This window comes from Mesomycoplasma sp. (genome assembly GCF_056854695.1).
The window spans coordinates 97,038-114,390 of sequence record NZ_JBXGGF010000004.1 but is presented as its reverse complement, the minus strand read 5'-3'; the positions used below and the strand labels follow the sequence as shown (position 1 = coordinate 114,390).

Annotated in this window: 14 protein-coding genes; 9 read left to right on the top strand and 5 right to left on the bottom strand. The window is 26.6% G+C overall.

Annotation, left to right across the window (positions count from 1 at the left end):
* Nucleotides 1–16: 16 nt before the first annotated feature.
* Genes ACJHWB_RS01265 through asnS form a run of 4 tightly spaced genes read right to left on the bottom strand, consistent with a single transcriptional unit; the run spans nucleotide 17 to nucleotide 5,714 of the window.
* On the bottom strand, nucleotides 17–1,411 hold the full coding sequence (locus ACJHWB_RS01265; protein ID WP_483132699.1) for a hypothetical protein: 1,395 nt from the start codon (nucleotides 1,409–1,411) through the stop codon (nucleotides 17–19).
* Nucleotides 1,411–3,720: an ATP-dependent helicase gene (locus ACJHWB_RS01260; RefSeq protein WP_483132698.1), complete on the bottom strand. Its 2,310-nt coding sequence runs from the start codon at nucleotides 3,718–3,720 to the stop codon at nucleotides 1,411–1,413. Before ACJHWB_RS01260 ends, ACJHWB_RS01265 begins: the two co-directional genes overlap by 1 nt.
* Nucleotides 3,721–4,371, bottom strand: coding sequence for an RDD family protein (locus ACJHWB_RS01255; protein ID WP_483132697.1), 651 nt, complete (start codon nucleotides 4,369–4,371; stop codon nucleotides 3,721–3,723).
* Nucleotides 4,371–5,714 carry an asparagine--tRNA ligase gene (gene asnS, locus ACJHWB_RS01250; protein ID WP_483132696.1) on the bottom strand — a complete coding sequence of 448 codons (1,344 nt, stop codon included), beginning with the start codon at nucleotides 5,712–5,714 and terminating at the stop codon, nucleotides 4,371–4,373. Before asnS ends, ACJHWB_RS01255 begins: the two co-directional genes overlap by 1 nt.
* A 175-nt stretch (nucleotides 5,715–5,889) precedes the next feature.
* On the opposite strand from asnS, the gene rplK reads away from it, so the two are divergent.
* A complete protein-coding gene (gene rplK, locus ACJHWB_RS01245) occupies nucleotides 5,890–6,336 on the top strand; it encodes a 50S ribosomal protein L11 (RefSeq protein WP_022934961.1) in 447 nt (148 codons plus the stop codon).
* Nucleotides 6,336–7,034 carry a 50S ribosomal protein L1 gene (rplA, locus tag ACJHWB_RS01240; protein ID WP_483132723.1) on the top strand — a complete coding sequence of 233 codons (699 nt, stop codon included), beginning with the start codon at nucleotides 6,336–6,338 and terminating at the stop codon, nucleotides 7,032–7,034. Before rplK ends, rplA begins: the two co-directional genes overlap by 1 nt.
* Nucleotides 7,035–7,071: 37 nt before the next feature.
* Here the strand turns inward: rplA and ACJHWB_RS01235 are convergent, their stop codons facing one another.
* Complete coding sequence (locus ACJHWB_RS01235; RefSeq protein WP_483132695.1) at nucleotides 7,072–7,734, bottom strand: hypothetical protein; 663 nt, start codon at nucleotides 7,732–7,734, stop codon at nucleotides 7,072–7,074.
* Between the two features lie 151 nt (nucleotides 7,735–7,885).
* Here ACJHWB_RS01235 and nusA point away from each other — a divergent pair, with 151 nt between their 5' ends.
* The 7 genes from nusA to ACJHWB_RS01200 are packed head-to-tail and all read left to right on the top strand — an operon-like array spanning nucleotide 7,886 to nucleotide 17,350.
* Nucleotides 7,886–9,763, top strand: coding sequence for a transcription termination/antitermination protein NusA (gene nusA / locus ACJHWB_RS01230; protein WP_483132694.1), 1,878 nt, complete (start codon nucleotides 7,886–7,888; stop codon nucleotides 9,761–9,763).
* A 5-nt stretch (nucleotides 9,764–9,768) separates the two neighbouring features.
* Nucleotides 9,769–10,053 carry a YlxR family protein gene (locus tag ACJHWB_RS01225; protein ID WP_483132693.1) on the top strand — a complete coding sequence of 95 codons (285 nt, stop codon included), beginning with the start codon at nucleotides 9,769–9,771 and terminating at the stop codon, nucleotides 10,051–10,053.
* Entirely contained in the window at nucleotides 10,031–11,839 is a 1,809-nt protein-coding gene (gene infB, locus ACJHWB_RS01220; RefSeq protein WP_483132692.1) for a translation initiation factor IF-2, read from the top strand. Before ACJHWB_RS01225 ends, infB begins: the two co-directional genes overlap by 23 nt.
* Before the next feature lies 1 nt (nucleotide 11,840).
* Nucleotides 11,841–12,173: a ribosome-binding factor A gene (locus ACJHWB_RS01215; RefSeq protein ID WP_483132691.1), complete on the top strand. Its 333-nt coding sequence runs from the start codon at nucleotides 11,841–11,843 to the stop codon at nucleotides 12,171–12,173.
* Nucleotides 12,163–13,536 carry a hypothetical protein gene (locus ACJHWB_RS01210; protein ID WP_483132690.1) on the top strand — a complete coding sequence of 458 codons (1,374 nt, stop codon included), beginning with the start codon at nucleotides 12,163–12,165 and terminating at the stop codon, nucleotides 13,534–13,536. The genes ACJHWB_RS01215 and ACJHWB_RS01210 overlap by 11 nt, the downstream gene beginning before the upstream one ends.
* Nucleotides 13,537–13,539: 3 nt before the next feature.
* Complete coding sequence (gene dnaE, locus ACJHWB_RS01205) at nucleotides 13,540–16,473, top strand: DNA polymerase III subunit alpha (RefSeq protein ID WP_483132689.1); 2,934 nt, start codon at nucleotides 13,540–13,542, stop codon at nucleotides 16,471–16,473.
* Nucleotides 16,466–17,350, top strand: a complete 885-nt coding sequence (locus ACJHWB_RS01200; RefSeq protein WP_483132688.1) for a 5'-3' exonuclease — start codon at nucleotides 16,466–16,468, stop codon at nucleotides 17,348–17,350. Before dnaE ends, ACJHWB_RS01200 begins: the two co-directional genes overlap by 8 nt.
* Nucleotides 17,351–17,353 lie beyond the last annotated feature (3 nt).

Below are 17,353 nucleotides of genomic sequence, written 5' to 3'. Positions count from 1 at the left end.
GAAAAAATAGGTATTTTTACTCATTTTCTCATGTGTAAATGTTCAAAAAATGATCAAAATTATCTTTATTAATTTTTAAATTGGGTGGTAAAACTAAGTTAATTTTTTCTTTAGACAAATAATCTGTTAAAAAACTAAATATAGTATGTTCACTACTTTGATCTTTTATATCTAAAGAAGAATTTATAAAAAGGTATTTTGGTTTATATAAAGTTAATACAAAAAATAATCTATCATCCAAAGTAGCAGAATATGAAAATTTGATTTTTTTAGAAAAAAATACTAATTCAGAATCTGTAAGATCATTTAAAAAAAAGTCAATATCATTTGTATCTAAATTTTCTTTTAAAATTTCTTCAAGAATTTTTTTATTTATATAATAAATTTTACCTTGATGAATCAGTCTATGAGAACTCTTGAAAAAATTTATAATTTGCTCAATTTTTTCATTATTAAAAATATTCAAATTAATTAGCTTTAAATTAATATTAGAATTAGATTTTCATATTTGTTTAGATACGCGTTCAAAATTTATTTTTTTATGACTATCAATGTCTAATTCTTTTAAATCGGAATGTTTAAATAAATAAAAACCATTATTAGATGAAGCTCTTTCTAAACAAATGGAAACAATATCTGCAATATTTTCCTTATAATTACTAATATCTACAATTGCTCAATGTCTAAATATTTTTGAACGTGTTTTAAAAAACTTAATTGTCTGTTCTATTTTCATTTTTGCATCTAGCGAAGTCTTGAATGCATAATTTACAATTATTATCTGATTAATATGTGAAATTTTAAACTTAATACCTTTAATTTTTTTTAAAAACAAAGAATTAAAAGATAAGAAAAATTCTTGAATTTGAAAGTTAGATAAATTTGAATTTAAATAAAATAAAAATAAAAATTCATATTTAGTATTCAAAATGTTAATCTTATTATCAACTTCAAAATTACTTTTTTTTATTAAAAAATTAGTAAGCTTATATGTTTTTTGTATAGGTATTAAAACAAAACTTTTGTGTGGGTCATTTGAAAATAAAATTTCAAATTCTTTTTTAGCAAAAAGTTTTGTTTTTAAATAAATATTAGTTTTGTTTTTATTTCAATTTTGTAATAAAATTGCCAACTTAATAGAAGAAGATTTTTTTAACATAGCCAAAAAATCTTCTTCCGAAACTCACATACATTCTGAAAAATTTTTATTACTAAACACTTTGCTAACAAACTTAGAAGATTCTATATTTGAAATTCTTAATCTTTTTTTTAATTTATCATATGTTATTGGAATTGCATAATACTTTGAATTTTGTTTTTCTTTGTAATTTAAAAAAACTATTCAAGAAATAAAAACGAATAACAATAACAAAAAGAAAAAAACAATAATAATTAGAAAGAAAAAAGCCATTATTTATTAACTTTAGATAAAAATTTGTGAGTTTTAATAATAGTTCTATACTCTTTGTTATCTTTAGCAAATTTAATTTGTAATGAGTCGTGCTCAACAACAATTACAACACCTTCACCAAAGGTTGTATGGTAAACTTTATCGCCCTCTTCATAATCTTCAGCACTAACTTTATGGTAATTTAATTTACCATGCATATCAAGTTTCGTAAATTGATAAACTTGCTCAGCATGTAATTTCATCTCACCAACGAAATTAGAAATTTCTCCTAAATTGTGTGAATTTTTTTCTTTTTCTCAAGGTTTTCTATCAGTATTGTTGATAAAGCGTTTAGTTTCAGCATTGCTTATAAATAATTTATTTTTAGCTCTCGTAATCGCAACAAAAGCTAGTCTTCGTTCTTCTTCATAAGCATCTACATCATTTGTTTTAAGAACTTTTACTGAAGGAAATATTCCTTGTGTCATTCCAACAAGAAATACACTTTCAAACTCTAGCCCCTTTGAAGCATGAACAGTCATAAGTAAAACTTGATTTTTTTCTATTTTATCACTTACACCATCAAGTGCTATATCATCAATAAAATCTCTAAGTGTTTTTGTTGAATTGTTTTTTTGTCATTGATCCATTTGTGCATAAAAATCAACAAATTTTTTTTCAATATCAGCACTCTCCTTACTATCTTTAAAACTTTCAAAAAAACCAATTCCACTTAAAAAAGTCTTTAAAATAGAAGAAAATTGTTTAATTTTGGGTTGATTTTTAGCTTCGTTAATATTTGTTGATACATTAGTATCATCAATTTGAGAATTAGTATAAACTTCTATTTCATTTTTTTTCTTATTAGCTCATAAAATATGACTTAATAGACTACTAATTTTTTTCTGAACTTCTATTTTTAATGGAATTTTTTTGTCAGAATTTAACTTAATTTTATTAGTATAATATTTTAGAAAAAAATCAATTAATGAATGACCATGCTCTCTTGCTAAATCATTTAATTTTTCTAATGTTGTTGGTCCAATTTTTTTAGATGGTACATTTAATATTTGTTGAAAAGCGAAGTTATCAAAATTGTTGATTACTTTTAAAAAATAAACAGCATCTTTAATAGATTTATTGTCAGTTAATGATATATTTCCAAAAGCTCGATAAGGAATTCCTTTTTTTAACAAAATATCTTCAATAGTACGAACGTAGTTGTGATTACGATATAGAATTGCAATATCTGAATATTTACTTTTTTGCTCAGAAACTATTTTTTGAATTTGAGAACAAACTCATTCTGCCTCACCCATTGGCGAATCTCCATGATAAAATTTAATTTCCATTTTATCATTATTATTAGATATTAATTTTTTATCTATTCTATTTTTATTGTTAGCAATAAGTTCATTTGCAGCATCTAAAATTTGTTGATTAGAACGATAATTTTTATTTAAAATAATAGTTTCTAATTCTGAAAAATCTTGATTTAAATTTAAAATTAAACCAGGTTCTGCTCCACGTCAACTATAAATGGTTTGATCTGGATCGCCAACAACTACCAATTTGTTATTATCTTTTATGAAGAATTTTAAAATTTCATATTGAATGGATGATGTATCTTGAAACTCATCAACAAAAATAAGCTTAAATTTTTTTTGTCATTTTAGTGCAATTTCAGAATTTTTTTCAAATAATAATTTAACAAAAATCTGAAGATCATCAAAATCTATAACACCTAACTCAGCGGTTTGATTAATGTATTTATCATAAATTTGAGCATAGATTTTTGTTTCAATAGTTTTAGATTTTTGATAAACTTCTTCAATGGTAATCTCTTTATTTTTATTTTTACTTATAAAATCTAAAGCATGAGCATATGGATATGTATCAGCCCCAATATCTAGCTTATCATAAATTGTGCTCAAAATTTTTCGTTGATCATTATCATCTATAATGTTGAAGGAACTATCTTTTAAAGGTATTTCATCAATTTTTGCAATATTTTTTGCTTCATATTTTAAGATAATGTTGCAAAGTGAATGAAAAGTATAAATTCAAACACTTTCAGCTTTTTCACCAACCAATTTTGCAAGTCTTTCGCGCATTTCAGCTGCCGCCTTATTAGTGAATGTTAATGCTAAAATTTCTTGTGGATAAGCATCTTTTGCATCATTTATTGCATATGCTATTTTAGATGTTAAAACACTAGTTTTTCCTGTTCCAGCACCAGCAACTATCCTTAAATATTGCTTAGAACTAATAACTGCTAATTTTTGCTCTGCATTTAAATTTTGTAAAATATGAGTGTTAGATTTTGCCATTTAAATTTCTTCCTTTCATTCAACTGTTTGTCAATTTGATAAAATTGGCTTTATTTCAAATGTTTCAAATGAACTTAATTCCTTATATTTGTAAACAATTTTAGTTTTAGCCAAACGGTCAGCAAAACTAGAATGTTTTTTGTTAAATAAAATAGAAATAGCATTAATTAAAAAAGTAAAGCCTGTTATTTTCGACATCAAAACAACAATAGACAAAATAATCCTTTTATCTAATGGTAAATTTTGATTAGATAAATAAAATTGTCCAAAATTAGTATTTAATTTTTGTGCAAAATTTGGATAAATCATCAATATTGAAATAAAAAAAACAATAAGTCAATTTAAGCTAATTAATAATTCACGTAGTATTATTTGTTTTATTAATTGTTTTGAATTTATTATTTTTATTTCAAAATTTATTTCAATTTTCAAAAGTTTTTGAGCCAAACTTTGATTTGTGAAAAAAGGAAACACCAACCTAAGGAATAAAACTTCAGCAATAGTTAGCAATCCTCATAAATAATATTTTCAAGCTGCAAAATTTTGATTTCAAAACAAAAAGTAAGCAAATATAAAAGATATGCCTGCAATAATTACAATATCTACAAACCCCGAAATAAATCTAATTCAAAAACCTGCAACTTTTTTCATTACATTAAAACATTTTTGTTAGTTCTAGGGTAAGGAATAACATCACGAATGTTATCAATTCCAGTTACATACATAACTAGTCTTTCAAATCCAAGACCAAAACCAGCTGAACCAGCATTTCCGAACTTACGCAAGTCTAAGTATCATTGCAAGTCTTCTTGATTCATTCCAAGTTCATTAATTCTTTGTTCTAGTTTTTCATAACGAACTTCACGTTGTGAACCCCCAATTAATTCCCCAATTCCTGGGACTAAAAGATCAAAGGCTGCAACTGTTCTACCATCATCATTTTGGTGCATATAAAAAGCCTTAATATCTTTTGGATAATTTGTAATTGCAACAGGTGCTTTAAAAACTTGCTCAGCCAAAAATCTTTCATGTTCAGTTTTTAAATCTGCTCCAAACTCTAAATCTTGATTTTCAAACTGATCTTTGTGCTCTCTCAAAATTTTTAAAGCGTCTTCATAATTAACTTTTTCAATTTGATTTTTTGAAAAGTCAATCAAACGTTTACGCAAATTAATTCCAGTGTATTTTTCTAAAAAATCAAATTCATTACTATGTTTAGAAATAACATTGACAATAGAAGTTTTGAGCATTTTTTCACCTAAATTAATAATGTCATTTAAATCAAAAAACGCAACTTCTGGTTCAACCATTCAAAATTCAGCAGCGTGTTTTTTTGTATTTGATTTTTCGGCTCTAAAAGTAGGTGCAAAAGTATAAACTTTTTGAAAACCAAGAGCATAGGATTCAGCATGTAATTGCCCTGTAACACCTAAAGTAGTTTTTTTGTTAAAAAAACCACCTTTTTCATCATCAACAATAAAAGTTTCACCCGCTCCTTCACCATCATTTGATGTCAAAATAGGTGCAGAAAAGTTAATAAAACCTTCACTTTGAAAGAAATTATTAATTTCAAAAAAAAGTGCTGAACGCAATATCATAATAGACTTGAATAATCTTGTTCTATGGCGTAAATGTGGCATTTGTCTCAAAACTTCAACACTAATTTCTTTGTTTTGAATTGGATACTCATCTAACTTAACCAAAGATAAAATTTCAATTTTTTCAACAGAAACTTCAGCTTTTTGTTGCTTATCAGGTGTTGAAATAAACAATCCAGTGATTTCAACACTTGAACCAAGTCCTAAATTTTCTATAGATGCAAGGTCATAATTATCATTTTTTAAAACACACTGTAAATTTAAAACAGTGGAACCATCATTAATTTCAATAAATTTAACTTTAGCGTTTCCACGTACATTAGACACTCAACCTTTAAATTTTACTTGTTGCCCGTTAAACATTTCAGGCTGTTTTAAAACTTCTTTGACAAACATAAAACCTCACTTTAAATAATCAATAATTTTACCATAAAAATGAATAAACACAACTATCAGACCAAAAACTTGGAAAAAAAATTTTTTATATTATAATTAACTTACTCATTAACAGTGGAAGGCCAAGCCGTTAAAACCACTAAGAGATTTTTTATTTATCGAAAGGATGCTCGAAATGGCAAAAAAAGAAATTGTTAGAATCGCTAAATTGCAATTCAATGCAGGGCAAGCGAAACCCGGACCAGCTCTTGCTGGTTTAGGAATTGTAATGCCTGAGTTTACTAAAAAATTTAATGATGAAACTAAAAATAGAGGAAGTGAACCAGTTCCAGTAAAAATTACTGTTTACAAAGACAAAAGTTTTGACTTCCAATTATTTACTTCACCTGCTTCTTACAAAATTAAACAAGCTGCTAAAATTGAATCAGGTTCTAAAGAAACTAAAAACAAAGTAGCAAAAATCACTTTAGATCAACTTAGAGAAATTGCTGAATACAAATTAGTGGACCTAAACACCAAAGATGTAAATAAAGCAATTTTAACTATCTATGGAACTGCAAAACAAATGGGTGTTGAAGTTGAAGGTATTGAAGAATTTATTAAACAACAAGGAGCTAAATAATAATGAAAAAAATTAGTAAAAAACTTGCAAACGCTCGCGCCTTAGTTGAAAAAGATCGCTTTTACTCACTAGAAGAAGCTATGGATCTTGTTAAAAAAACTTCATATACTAAATTTGATGGATCAGTTGATTTAGCTGTTAAATTAAATTTAGACACTAGAAAAACTGAACAACAACTTCGTGGAAGTATTTTATTACCACATGGTACTGGTAAAAATATTCGTGTTTTAGTTGTTTCAGATTCACAAGAAACTACTAACAAAGTTAAAGAAGCTGGAGCTGATTTAGTTTACACACCAGGAGAATTAGAAGAAAATCTAAAAGTTGATAATTTTAATTTCGATGTCTTAGTTGTTGAACCTAAATTCATGCCTCTATTAGGTAAATATGGTAAAAAACTTGGGCCTAAAGGTTTAATGCCAAACCCTAAAACAGGAACAGTTACTCCTACTCCTGAAAAAGCAGTTGCTGAACTTAAAAAAGGTAAAGCAAACTACCGTGCTGATAAATATGGAATTGTGCACTCATTAGTAGGTAAAACTTATATGGATGTAAATCAATTAGTTGAAAATGCACAAACTTTAATTCAATTATTACGTAAATTAAAACCATCCACAGTTAAAGGTGCTTACTTCAAAAACCTTACTGTTTCTGCTTCAATGGGACCTTCTATTAAAATTAAATTTGATAATCTTTAATATTCGAATATATAATTAAATAAAAAATACTACACATCTAGTTGTAGTATTTTTTATTTCAAAAATTGACAAATACACTCATCATATATAAATAGTCATCAAATTTTTGACTATCCAATTCAAAATAATCAATAATTATACTTTTATCAATGTTGAGGTTCAAGTGCAGGCATACAAAATCAATATATTCACTTCCTAATCTTACTCATTCAAAATCAATTAAATCTATCTTTGTTTTTGTTGCTGTTTCATTAATTATTATATTTTTAAACTGCAAATCACAATGAACAACAACCAAATTATCTTCTTTATATTTATCAACTAGTTGAAAATATTTAAAATCATTTATATTATCTAGAAATCAATCAAATTTTTCTAAATTAAAAATTTTTAATTTATGAAAATTTTTTATTGTTGAAAAAAGCAAATTTGTATGCTTAACTAAATCCTTTTTGGTTAGCACATTTCCATCTATTCACTTTTTTATAAAATTACCTTTTTTATAAAATAAAAAAGTATTAGAAAAATATTTAACAACTTTTTCTTCATTAGTTCAATTAACAAATTTATTTTGAGTTATTCTTATTTGAACTTTATCTCCATTTAAGTAACCGATGTAAGTTTTATTGTGTAATCCAGAGTAAAATTTAACAACTTTTGTTATTTTTTTCAAGTATTCTAAATTTAAATTAAAAATCATTTCTTATTATTATATACTTAAATTGAAACATCTATTTTTTGTATACTATTTTTAAAAAATAATATACAATATTATTAAAATTATTAAACCACAAAAACAAGGTTGTTTGCTAGCAACCTTTTATTATTTTTATATAAAAGGAGTTTTTGAAATGAGTATTAACAAAAAAAGTTCAACTAAATCTGCTTTTTTTCAACAATTTGAAGATATTTCAAGTAAACATAAAATTTCAGTAGAAGAAGTAATTCAACTTTTTTCTGCTGCAATTGAAAAAACAATTTTAAAAAGAATAGATCCTGATGCGGAACTTGAAATAATTTCTGATCCAAAAAAACAAATTTTTCAAGTTTTCAACAAAAATGGAGAAGTAGTTGAAAATGATTTTTTTCTTGGACCTATTTCTAATTACGAAAAAGTTATTTATATAACAGAAAAAATGGCTAAAGAAAATGATCCAAATGCTAAAATTGGAGACACTTTTACCATTGAAATAAAAATTGATGAATTTGACAAAGATATACACGAGCCTTTAAGTCAACTTTTTAAGCAAAGCATTTCAGATGTTGCACGTCAAAAAATTTATGAAAAATATTTTCCTTTAAAAGAACAAGTTGTGATGGCTACACTAACAAATAAAATTTCATCTGGTTTTATCTATGAAATTGATGGTGATAATGTTGCCGCTTTTATGCCAAGCAACTATGCAACCGATAAAAATATAACAATAGGTACTCGTGAAGAAGTTGTTATCGAAGATGTTAATAAACACGCAAAACAAACACAAATCGTAGTATCTAGCAAGTCAATTCAAATTGTTAAATCTAAAATTATTGAAGCTATTCCTGAATTACAAACTAACCATTTAGAAATTGCATCAATTGCAAGATCTCCTAAAGAAAAATGTAAGGTTGCTATTCGTAAAGTAGAGGGTTCAGACTCTCAAAATATTTCAGAAATTGGTTCAATTATTGGTTTAATGGGTTCAAGAGTTGAAGCAATTTCAAAAGAATTAAATGATGAAAAATTAGAAATTATTAAACATGATGACAATATTTTAACATTTATTTCAAACGCTATTGCACCTGCTAGAGTAATTTGTGTCAAAGAAATGAAGACAAACTCAAAAAACAAAAAATACACTGTAGTTGTTCCTGATTTCCAACATAGTTTGGCTATTGGTAAAAAAGGTGTTAATGTTCGTTTAGCTAGCGACCTAACTCGCGCTAACCTAGAAATTTTACCTTACTCACAAGTGTTAAAAGATGGTAAATTTAAAATTGAATGAAATGGAAACATTCAAGATGAAAATGAAATTTTAAGTTTAAAAAATGAGTATTTAAATCGTCGTCAAACCACACATAATTTATCAAAAGAATACAACAATGAAAATTTTGATTTATTTTTAGAAGAATTTGAACATGAAATGCACAATTTTGAACAAGATCAATCTTTTGAATATAATCAAGAAACAGAAAATAAAACAATTTTATCCACACCTACTTCTTCTCAGGAATTATCCGAACCTAAAAAACTAAAAAATACTACTAAAGCGCAGACAGAAACAAAATCTAATAAAATAAAATCCAATAAAATAAACGAATCTAAAGGCGATCTTTTTGATGCTGATAACATTTTACAAAATGCTCTTAATGAGTCTATTACTCAAAACAAATTGATCGACCAACTTCAAGAGCAATATGATGAAACTAAAACTGCACAAAATTCAGATTTAGAAACATCAAAATCTGACAAAATCAGCAAAAATATAAATTTAAAAAATACAAAAAATTCTCAAATGAATGAAAATGAATTTGAAAACACTTTAACTTCATTAACTAATGAAGTTAAAAATAATATTGAAATTAATAACAAAGTTTTAACAAAAACTTCTAAATCTCAAACTATAGCAACTGAATCTAGGTTTATTCAACGCGAAGTACAAAACTTCAAATCAGATAAAGATCTTGAAAGTTATAGTGGAGTAGATGAATTAGATCTAGATTTAGATGACCTTGATGGTTTTAAGTAATATAAATGAATTTCAATCATAGTCGCAAGTGCATTGTTTGCCAGCAAATTTTCCACATTAATGAGCTATTACGTTTTGTTTATAAAAATAAGCAAGTTTTTTTAGATAATTTTTTACAAAACACTAAAATGTCTGGTCGTGGAGCTTATGTTTGTAAACAAGAAGACCAAATTGCACTTCTTTTTAAAAAAAAGCTATTAAATGGGTCTTTTAAGACTAAAATTAATAGTGAAGTTTATGAGCAATTATTAATAGAGGTAGAAAAAAATGGCCAAAAAAGAACATCGTAAATCAAATATTGAGCAAATAAAATCTCAACTAAATCCCGTAAAAGTAGAAGTGCAAGATGGAGTTTTTGTCTTTAGTGGTCCAATGAGCATTGCGGATTTAGCAAGTAAAATTAACAAAAGTGTTAATGACATTATTACTTTGTTTTTCAAACAAGGAAAAATGTACAACCTAAACCACATTGTAAACGAAGAAGAAATTGGTGAAGTTTGTGTGGAATTTGGTTTGTATTTTGAACACAAAAAAGAAGTAAACGCTAGTAATTTCATGGAAGAAATTAGCATTGTTGATGACAACAATGAACTAGAAAATCGCCCACCAATTATTACTGTAATGGGCCATGTTGATCATGGTAAAACCTCTTTATTAGATTATATTCGTAAATCAAATGTAGCAGGTGGTGAATTTGGGGGAATTACTCAACACACTGGAGCTTATCAAGTCAATGTTGATGGTAATTTGATTAACTTTATTGACACTCCAGGTCATGAAGCCTTTACCCAAATGCGTGCACGCGGTGCAAAAGTTACAGACATTGTAATTTTAGTTGTTGCAGCTGATGATGGTGTAATGCCTCAAACAAAAGAAGCAATCCACCATGCTCAAGCTGCTAATGTACCAATTATTGTTTTCGTAAATAAAATGGACAAGCAAAACAAGGATATTGAACGAATAAAAAATGAACTAAGCACACTAGATGTAGTACCTGAAGAATGGGGTGGTTCAAGTATGTTTGTTTATGGAAGTGCTTTAACTGGTCAAGGAATAGACGAGCTTTTTAAAGCTATTTTATTGCAATCTGAGGTTTTAGAATTAAAAGCAAACAAAAATCGTTTTCCAATTGGAACAGTTTTAGAAGCTAAATTGCACCATGGTAAAGGTGCTATAGCAACTTTAATGGTTCAAAATGGAACTTTAAAAATTCGTGACTTTATTGTTGCTGGTCACCAATATGGGCGTATTCGTAGTTTAGAAAACACAGTTGGTCAAGCAATTGAATCAGCCTTACCAGGGACACCAGTTGTTGTAAGTGGGCTTAATTATGTTCCACAGGCTGGTGATCGTTTTTTTGGTTTTCATGAAGAAAAATTTGCTAAGCAATTAGCGGAAGAAAAAAAATCAATTCAAAAAAGTCAATTATTCAAACAAAAGACAGCTACAAACAATGTGGATGAAAAAGACAAAGTTATTAATTTAATTATTAAGGCTGATGCTCAAGGAGTTGTTGAAGCTATTGATAATGCAATTAGCCAATTAAGTTCTAAATATGTTCAAGTTAATATTTTACACTCAGGTGTTGGCGCTATAACTACAGCCGATATTTTGCTAGCACAAACTTCTGAATCTATTATTTATGTTTTTAATTTACCTGTTAATAATCAAATAAAAACTCAAGCAAAACAATCTAAAATTCAAATTCGAGAACACACAATTATTTATAAAATAATAGATGAAATTAAAGCAATGGTAAAACAATTACGTACAATCAAGTATGAAGAGGTTCTTTCAGGTACTGCAAAAATTATTAAAAAGTTTTGATTTTCAAAGGTGGGTTCTATTGCTGGATGTACAGTTTTAGATGGAAAAATTGTTAGCGAATCTAAGATTGAACTATATAGAAATGGTAAATTGATTCACAAAGGTCGTCTTGAAACCCTTCAAAGAGATAAAAACAATGTCAAAGAAGTTAGTGTTGGTAACGAATTTGGAACCCACATTGTCAAATTCAATGATATTGAAGTTGATGATATTATAAAAGCATATCAAGATGTTGAGGTGGAAGATTAAAATGAATAGCATAAGTCACCAAAAACGTGAAACTCATTTTTTACGCTTAATTAGTGAAATTTTTCAAGAAAATTTTAGTGATAAATTTGGCGTAACAGTAAGTTGAGTTAAGCTTACAAATGATAAATCTCATCTTTATATTTACTTAATATTCGATCAGGATGAAGAACAAAATTTAAAATATATACAAAATGCTGGCAAATTCATTAGACTAAAATTGGGAAATATTGCTGTAGGATTCAAAGTTCCGCAACTACACTTTGAAATAGATCCTGTTACAAAAAGGGTAGAGTCAATTGATAAAATATTGGAAAAAATTCATCATGAAAATTAGAAAATCTATTAAATTATTGTCATTATTATCTTTACCTATTTTGCCAATTGCATTTGTTTCTTGTGGTCACTTTGATCAGGAGCTTTACAAAGCTTTTAGAGAAAATAAATTTTCTAATTTAAGACCTAAAATAGTTCTTGGAGATAACGAAAGTGATGGAATAATTCCTGCTTTAGAAAAATCTATTGATAATTTTGTAGAAACAGAAAACAACGTTGAAAACACACGATTTCAAAGACCAGAATCTGATTTATGATTCAAATATTATGATAGTAAATACCCTGATCGTGAAAAGAAAATAAAAGGTGAACTTAATGAAAACATACAAAAAGATTTAAATAATTTTAATATTTTCTTTATCCAAGATAATTTTGACTATTCAAAATTTAGATCATGATTATTTGATAATTTGCCAAATAATTCGCCGCTTTGAAAAGAAAAACTTCATGAATCATTATTTTTTCCTATAAATCCAAACATGAATACTATAATAAATGATTTGTGAAATCAAATTGAAGATACTAAAAAATTTGTAGTACCAATTTTGATTAGATCTCAAGACCCAAATTGAATTGTTGGTTATGCAAGTGCTGCATATTTAGCAAATAAATTTCCCAAGGATAATTTTAAGCGAAAGATTAGTTTTATTTTAAACACAAAACACAAAAGTGAAACAAATAATCTAGTTGGATTTTTAGCGGGTGTTTCTTTTTGAAATAGTTTGAATCCTGGATTAGTTGTAAAAGTTAACAACAATGATGAGCAAATTTTTATTTATTCACCCGGAGACAACCAAGAACAAATTCAAGAAAAAATAAAACAAATAGTGTCTCCTGATAATAGTCAATATCACTCTGAATTAATTTTTGTTGCTTCTCCAAATTTAAATAATTTAGTTAGCAAAGAATTAACTAAAGGTCAACAAGTGGTTTACAATGATTTTAATAACAATAATTTAGATTCACTTATAACAATTAAGCAAGATTTAAAACAATTTATTTATGATTTATTAAGTGATATTTACACACATAAAAAAGGTAAGCCAGAGGCTAAAATTTTAAAATCTGATGAACCTTCACAACAAATTTTAATGCACTTACTACTTAATGATAGCAAAGGTGATCCTGCAGATGTTTTAAATTCTAAATATTTTAAATTTAAAGTAAATCAAAATTTTAAACCTTTTTTTTATGAAGCTATAAATGAGTACTTCAAAGACACACCTGCTTTGCAAGATATTAATATTACAGATAGTTCTTTACCACCACTAGGCACAGCAACTCAAATTAACGAAACTAATCAGGATAAAATTAAATCAAAAATTCAAGATATATTGAAAAAACTAAATAATTCACAACAATAATTTATGAAATTAATAAATCTGCACACAAATAGTGAATATACTTTTTTATCATCTACTATTAAATTGGACCTACTCATTGATTTTGCTATAAAAAATCAGTTTGACACTCTTGCCCTAACTGATTTAAATAATATGTTTGGGGTTCCAAAATTTTATAAACTATGTAAGCAATACGGAATTAAACCTATTATTGGATTAGAAATTGTTGCTGAGAATTTTCATTTTATTTTGTTAGCCAAAAATTATAAAGGTTATCAACATCTGTGCTATTTATCTTCAAAAAAAATGCACAATCAAAATGTTCAAATTAATGAATTAGAAAGTGATAATATCATTATTATTGATCACCCTGATTTTGGATATTTCACTAAAAACAAAGAGCAATTAAAACTTAAAAATTACTATATAGTTGCAAATGATCCTAGTATTTCTAATGCCATTTGAGTTCAACATCGTAATGTTTTAAATTCTGATGAAGAAATGTATTTGATTGAATTGGCTAAGATTCGTGGTGTCCAATATATACCACAAGATTTATACAATTTTGATCAATGAAGTATTAATGTTGATAAGCAAATTATAGAAAGAACTAATAATTTAGTAGCTGATATTAATATCGAATTCCCAAAACCCTTTTTAAATTTACCTTCGGTTGTAGGTTTAGAAGATCTTGACCCAAATATTGAATTAAAAAAAATTTTACGGGATGCTTTTAAATCTAAAGAAGATGAATTAAAAAATTTTTCTTCAGCCCTTAAACGTCTTGACTTTGAATATAGAACTATTAAGGATCTTAATTTTTCTAATTATTTTTTACTTATTTGAGATTTTCTTAAATGAGCAAGAGAACAAAAAATTTTAATAGGTCCTGGACGTGGTTCTTCCTCTGGTTCTTTAGTATCTTATCTACTAAACATCACACAAGTTAATCCTTTAAAATATGATTTGCTATTTGAAAGATTCCTAAACCCAATGAGAATTACAATGCCTGATATTGATATTGATATTCAAGATACTAGGCGAAATGAAATTATCGATTATATTCAACAAAAATATGGTTTTGAACATACTGCTACTATTGTAACTTTTTCTACTTTAGGTGCGCGTAGCGTTTTTCGAGATATTTCTCGAAATTTTGGTATTTCAGAAACTGAAATTAACCAAAACAGCAAACTTATTAAAATGGGACAAACTCTTGAAGAGTGTTACAACGAAAAAAGATCTAATTTTCGAACTTTAATTGAAAAACCTAACGAAAATGGTGAATATATTTATAAGCAAATTTACGAAATTGCTACATTTTTGGAAGGGATGCCACGCCAATCCGGAACTCATGCTGCTGGAATTGTTATTTCTAAAGAACCATTAACTAATTTAGTACCTACTTTACTTTCTCGCGAAGGTTACAACCAAGTTCAGTTTAGTGCAGAATTTTTAGAAGAGTTTTCTCTTTTAAAAATAGATTTGTTAGGACTTAAAAATTTAAATATTGTTAGCGAAATTCTTAATTCTATTCAAGAAGATGGTAAAAAAATAGAATTTGAAGATTTACCGCTTTCTGATTTAAAAACCAATAAATTACTGTCACAAGGTTTTACTAAAGGGATTTTTCAATTAGAATCTCCAGGGATGTCTTCCACTATCAAAGGAGTTGGTGTGGATTCTTTTAATGATGTGATTGCAACTATTTCGTTATTTAGACCTGGACCAATAAAGCAAATTTCTGTTTATAAAACTCGTAAAAATGAAGGGGTAGAATGAAAAAAAATTCATCCTGATTTCGATAAAATTCTCGAATCCACTTATGGAATTATTATTTATCAAGAACAAATTATGCAGATTTGTCAAATAATTGCTGGTTTCGATTTGGCTCAAGCTGATTTGATTAGAATAGCTATTTCTAAAAAAGACGAAGGAAAAATGTCTGAAAATAAAGAGCTTTTTATTCAAAAAGCAATTGAAAGAGGACATAACATAAGCTATGTTAAACAAATTTATGATTTGATTCTAGAATTCGCAGCATATGGGTTTAACAAAGCTCACGCAACAGCATATGCAACATTAGCTTATAAAATGGCTTTTTTAAAATCAAGGTATCCTGCTCAATTTTATTGTTATTTAATCTCAAATGAAAATGGAAATCAAGCTAATATTGAAAAATATGTTAAGGAAGTTAGGCAACTAAAATATAAAGTAATTCCACCAAATGTAAATAAATCATTAGTGGATGCTTTTTATGATAAAAAAACTCAAACCATTGTTTTACCACTTATTATGATAAAACAAATTGGTGAAGTGGCTGCAAAATCACTAATAGAGGAACGCCAAACCAATGGTAATTATCAAGGATTTGTAGATTTTGTTTTAAGAATGAAATTTATCAATTTTTCAACTATTAATATTGAAAAATTAATTAAAGCCAATGCTTTATCAGATTTTGGAAACCAACAGACATTACTTGCCAACTTGCAAAGTGTTCTACAATTCCAAGATTATATTTTTTATGATGAAAATAAACAAATAAAAATAGATATTGATTTAATAAATTCTAAATTTCAAATACAAGAATTAGATATTGATTTAAAAGAAAGTCTAAAAAATGAATATGAATTTTTGGGAATGAATTTTATAGAATTACCAAGACCTACAATTTTGGCTGACCAACCTAGTCTAGATAACTTGCACACAGGTGTTGAATATCAAATGATTTTAAAAGTTCTCAAAGTTGAAAATAGCAAAACTAGAAATGGCGCAGATGCACTAACATTACATTTAACAGATTTATCTAATAAAATAAAGGTTTGAGTTTTTGGTTTTCGAATAAACTATTTTAAAAATTTAAAAGTTAATAAATCATACAAATTGTTTTTAACTATTAATGAAAAAAATATGTTTTCATTTACTAGAAATGAATTTATTGAGGTTGATTATGACTAAAAAAGCATTATTAATTGATGGAAATTTATTGTTATTTAAATCTTATTACGCAAGTAGTTATGGTTTGATTATGCAAAATTCTAATGGACAACAAACAAATGCAATTCATACATTTTTTATGACTTTTTTTAAACTCATTAAACTAATGCAACCAGATTTTTGTTTTTTTGCTTTTGACAAAGGGAGCAAAACTCCTAGACATCAAAGTTTTGTTGATTATAAGAAAGGTAGAACTCAAGCACCTGATTCATTATTTGAACAAATGAAAATAGTTAAACAAATCTTAAGCTTTGCTGAAATCCCTTGAGCAGAGAATTTTGATTTTGAAGCAGATGATTTAATCGCTTCAATGAAGTATACTTTGATTCAACAAAACCCAAACACTCAGATAACAATTTTTTCTTCTGACCAAGATTTACTTCAGTTAGTAGACAAACAAACAACCGTTGTTGATTCCATCAAAAATGATGTTATAAGTGTTAAAAATATAGATAATTTTGAATCTATTATGAATATGTTGCCATCTCAAATTGTAGATTTTAAAGTGCTAGCAGGTGATAAATCAGATAATATTAAAATTATTGAAGGTTTGGGAGAAAAAGGGGCTCAAAAATTATTAAAAGAATTTAAAAATTTAAGTAATATTATTAAAAATGTTGAAATTCTAACACCAAAAATTAGTAATCAAATTAAAGAAAAAAAAGATAAATTACTTTTTTTTCAAAATTTTATAACTTTAAGAAATGATGCAAGTTTTGACCAACACATCATTGAAAAAAAATTCCAAATTTTAATAAATGATGAGTTAATTTCTTTATTAGATAAACTTGAATTAAAAACAATAAAAAATAATTTTGTTGCATTTACAAAAAATTAAGAA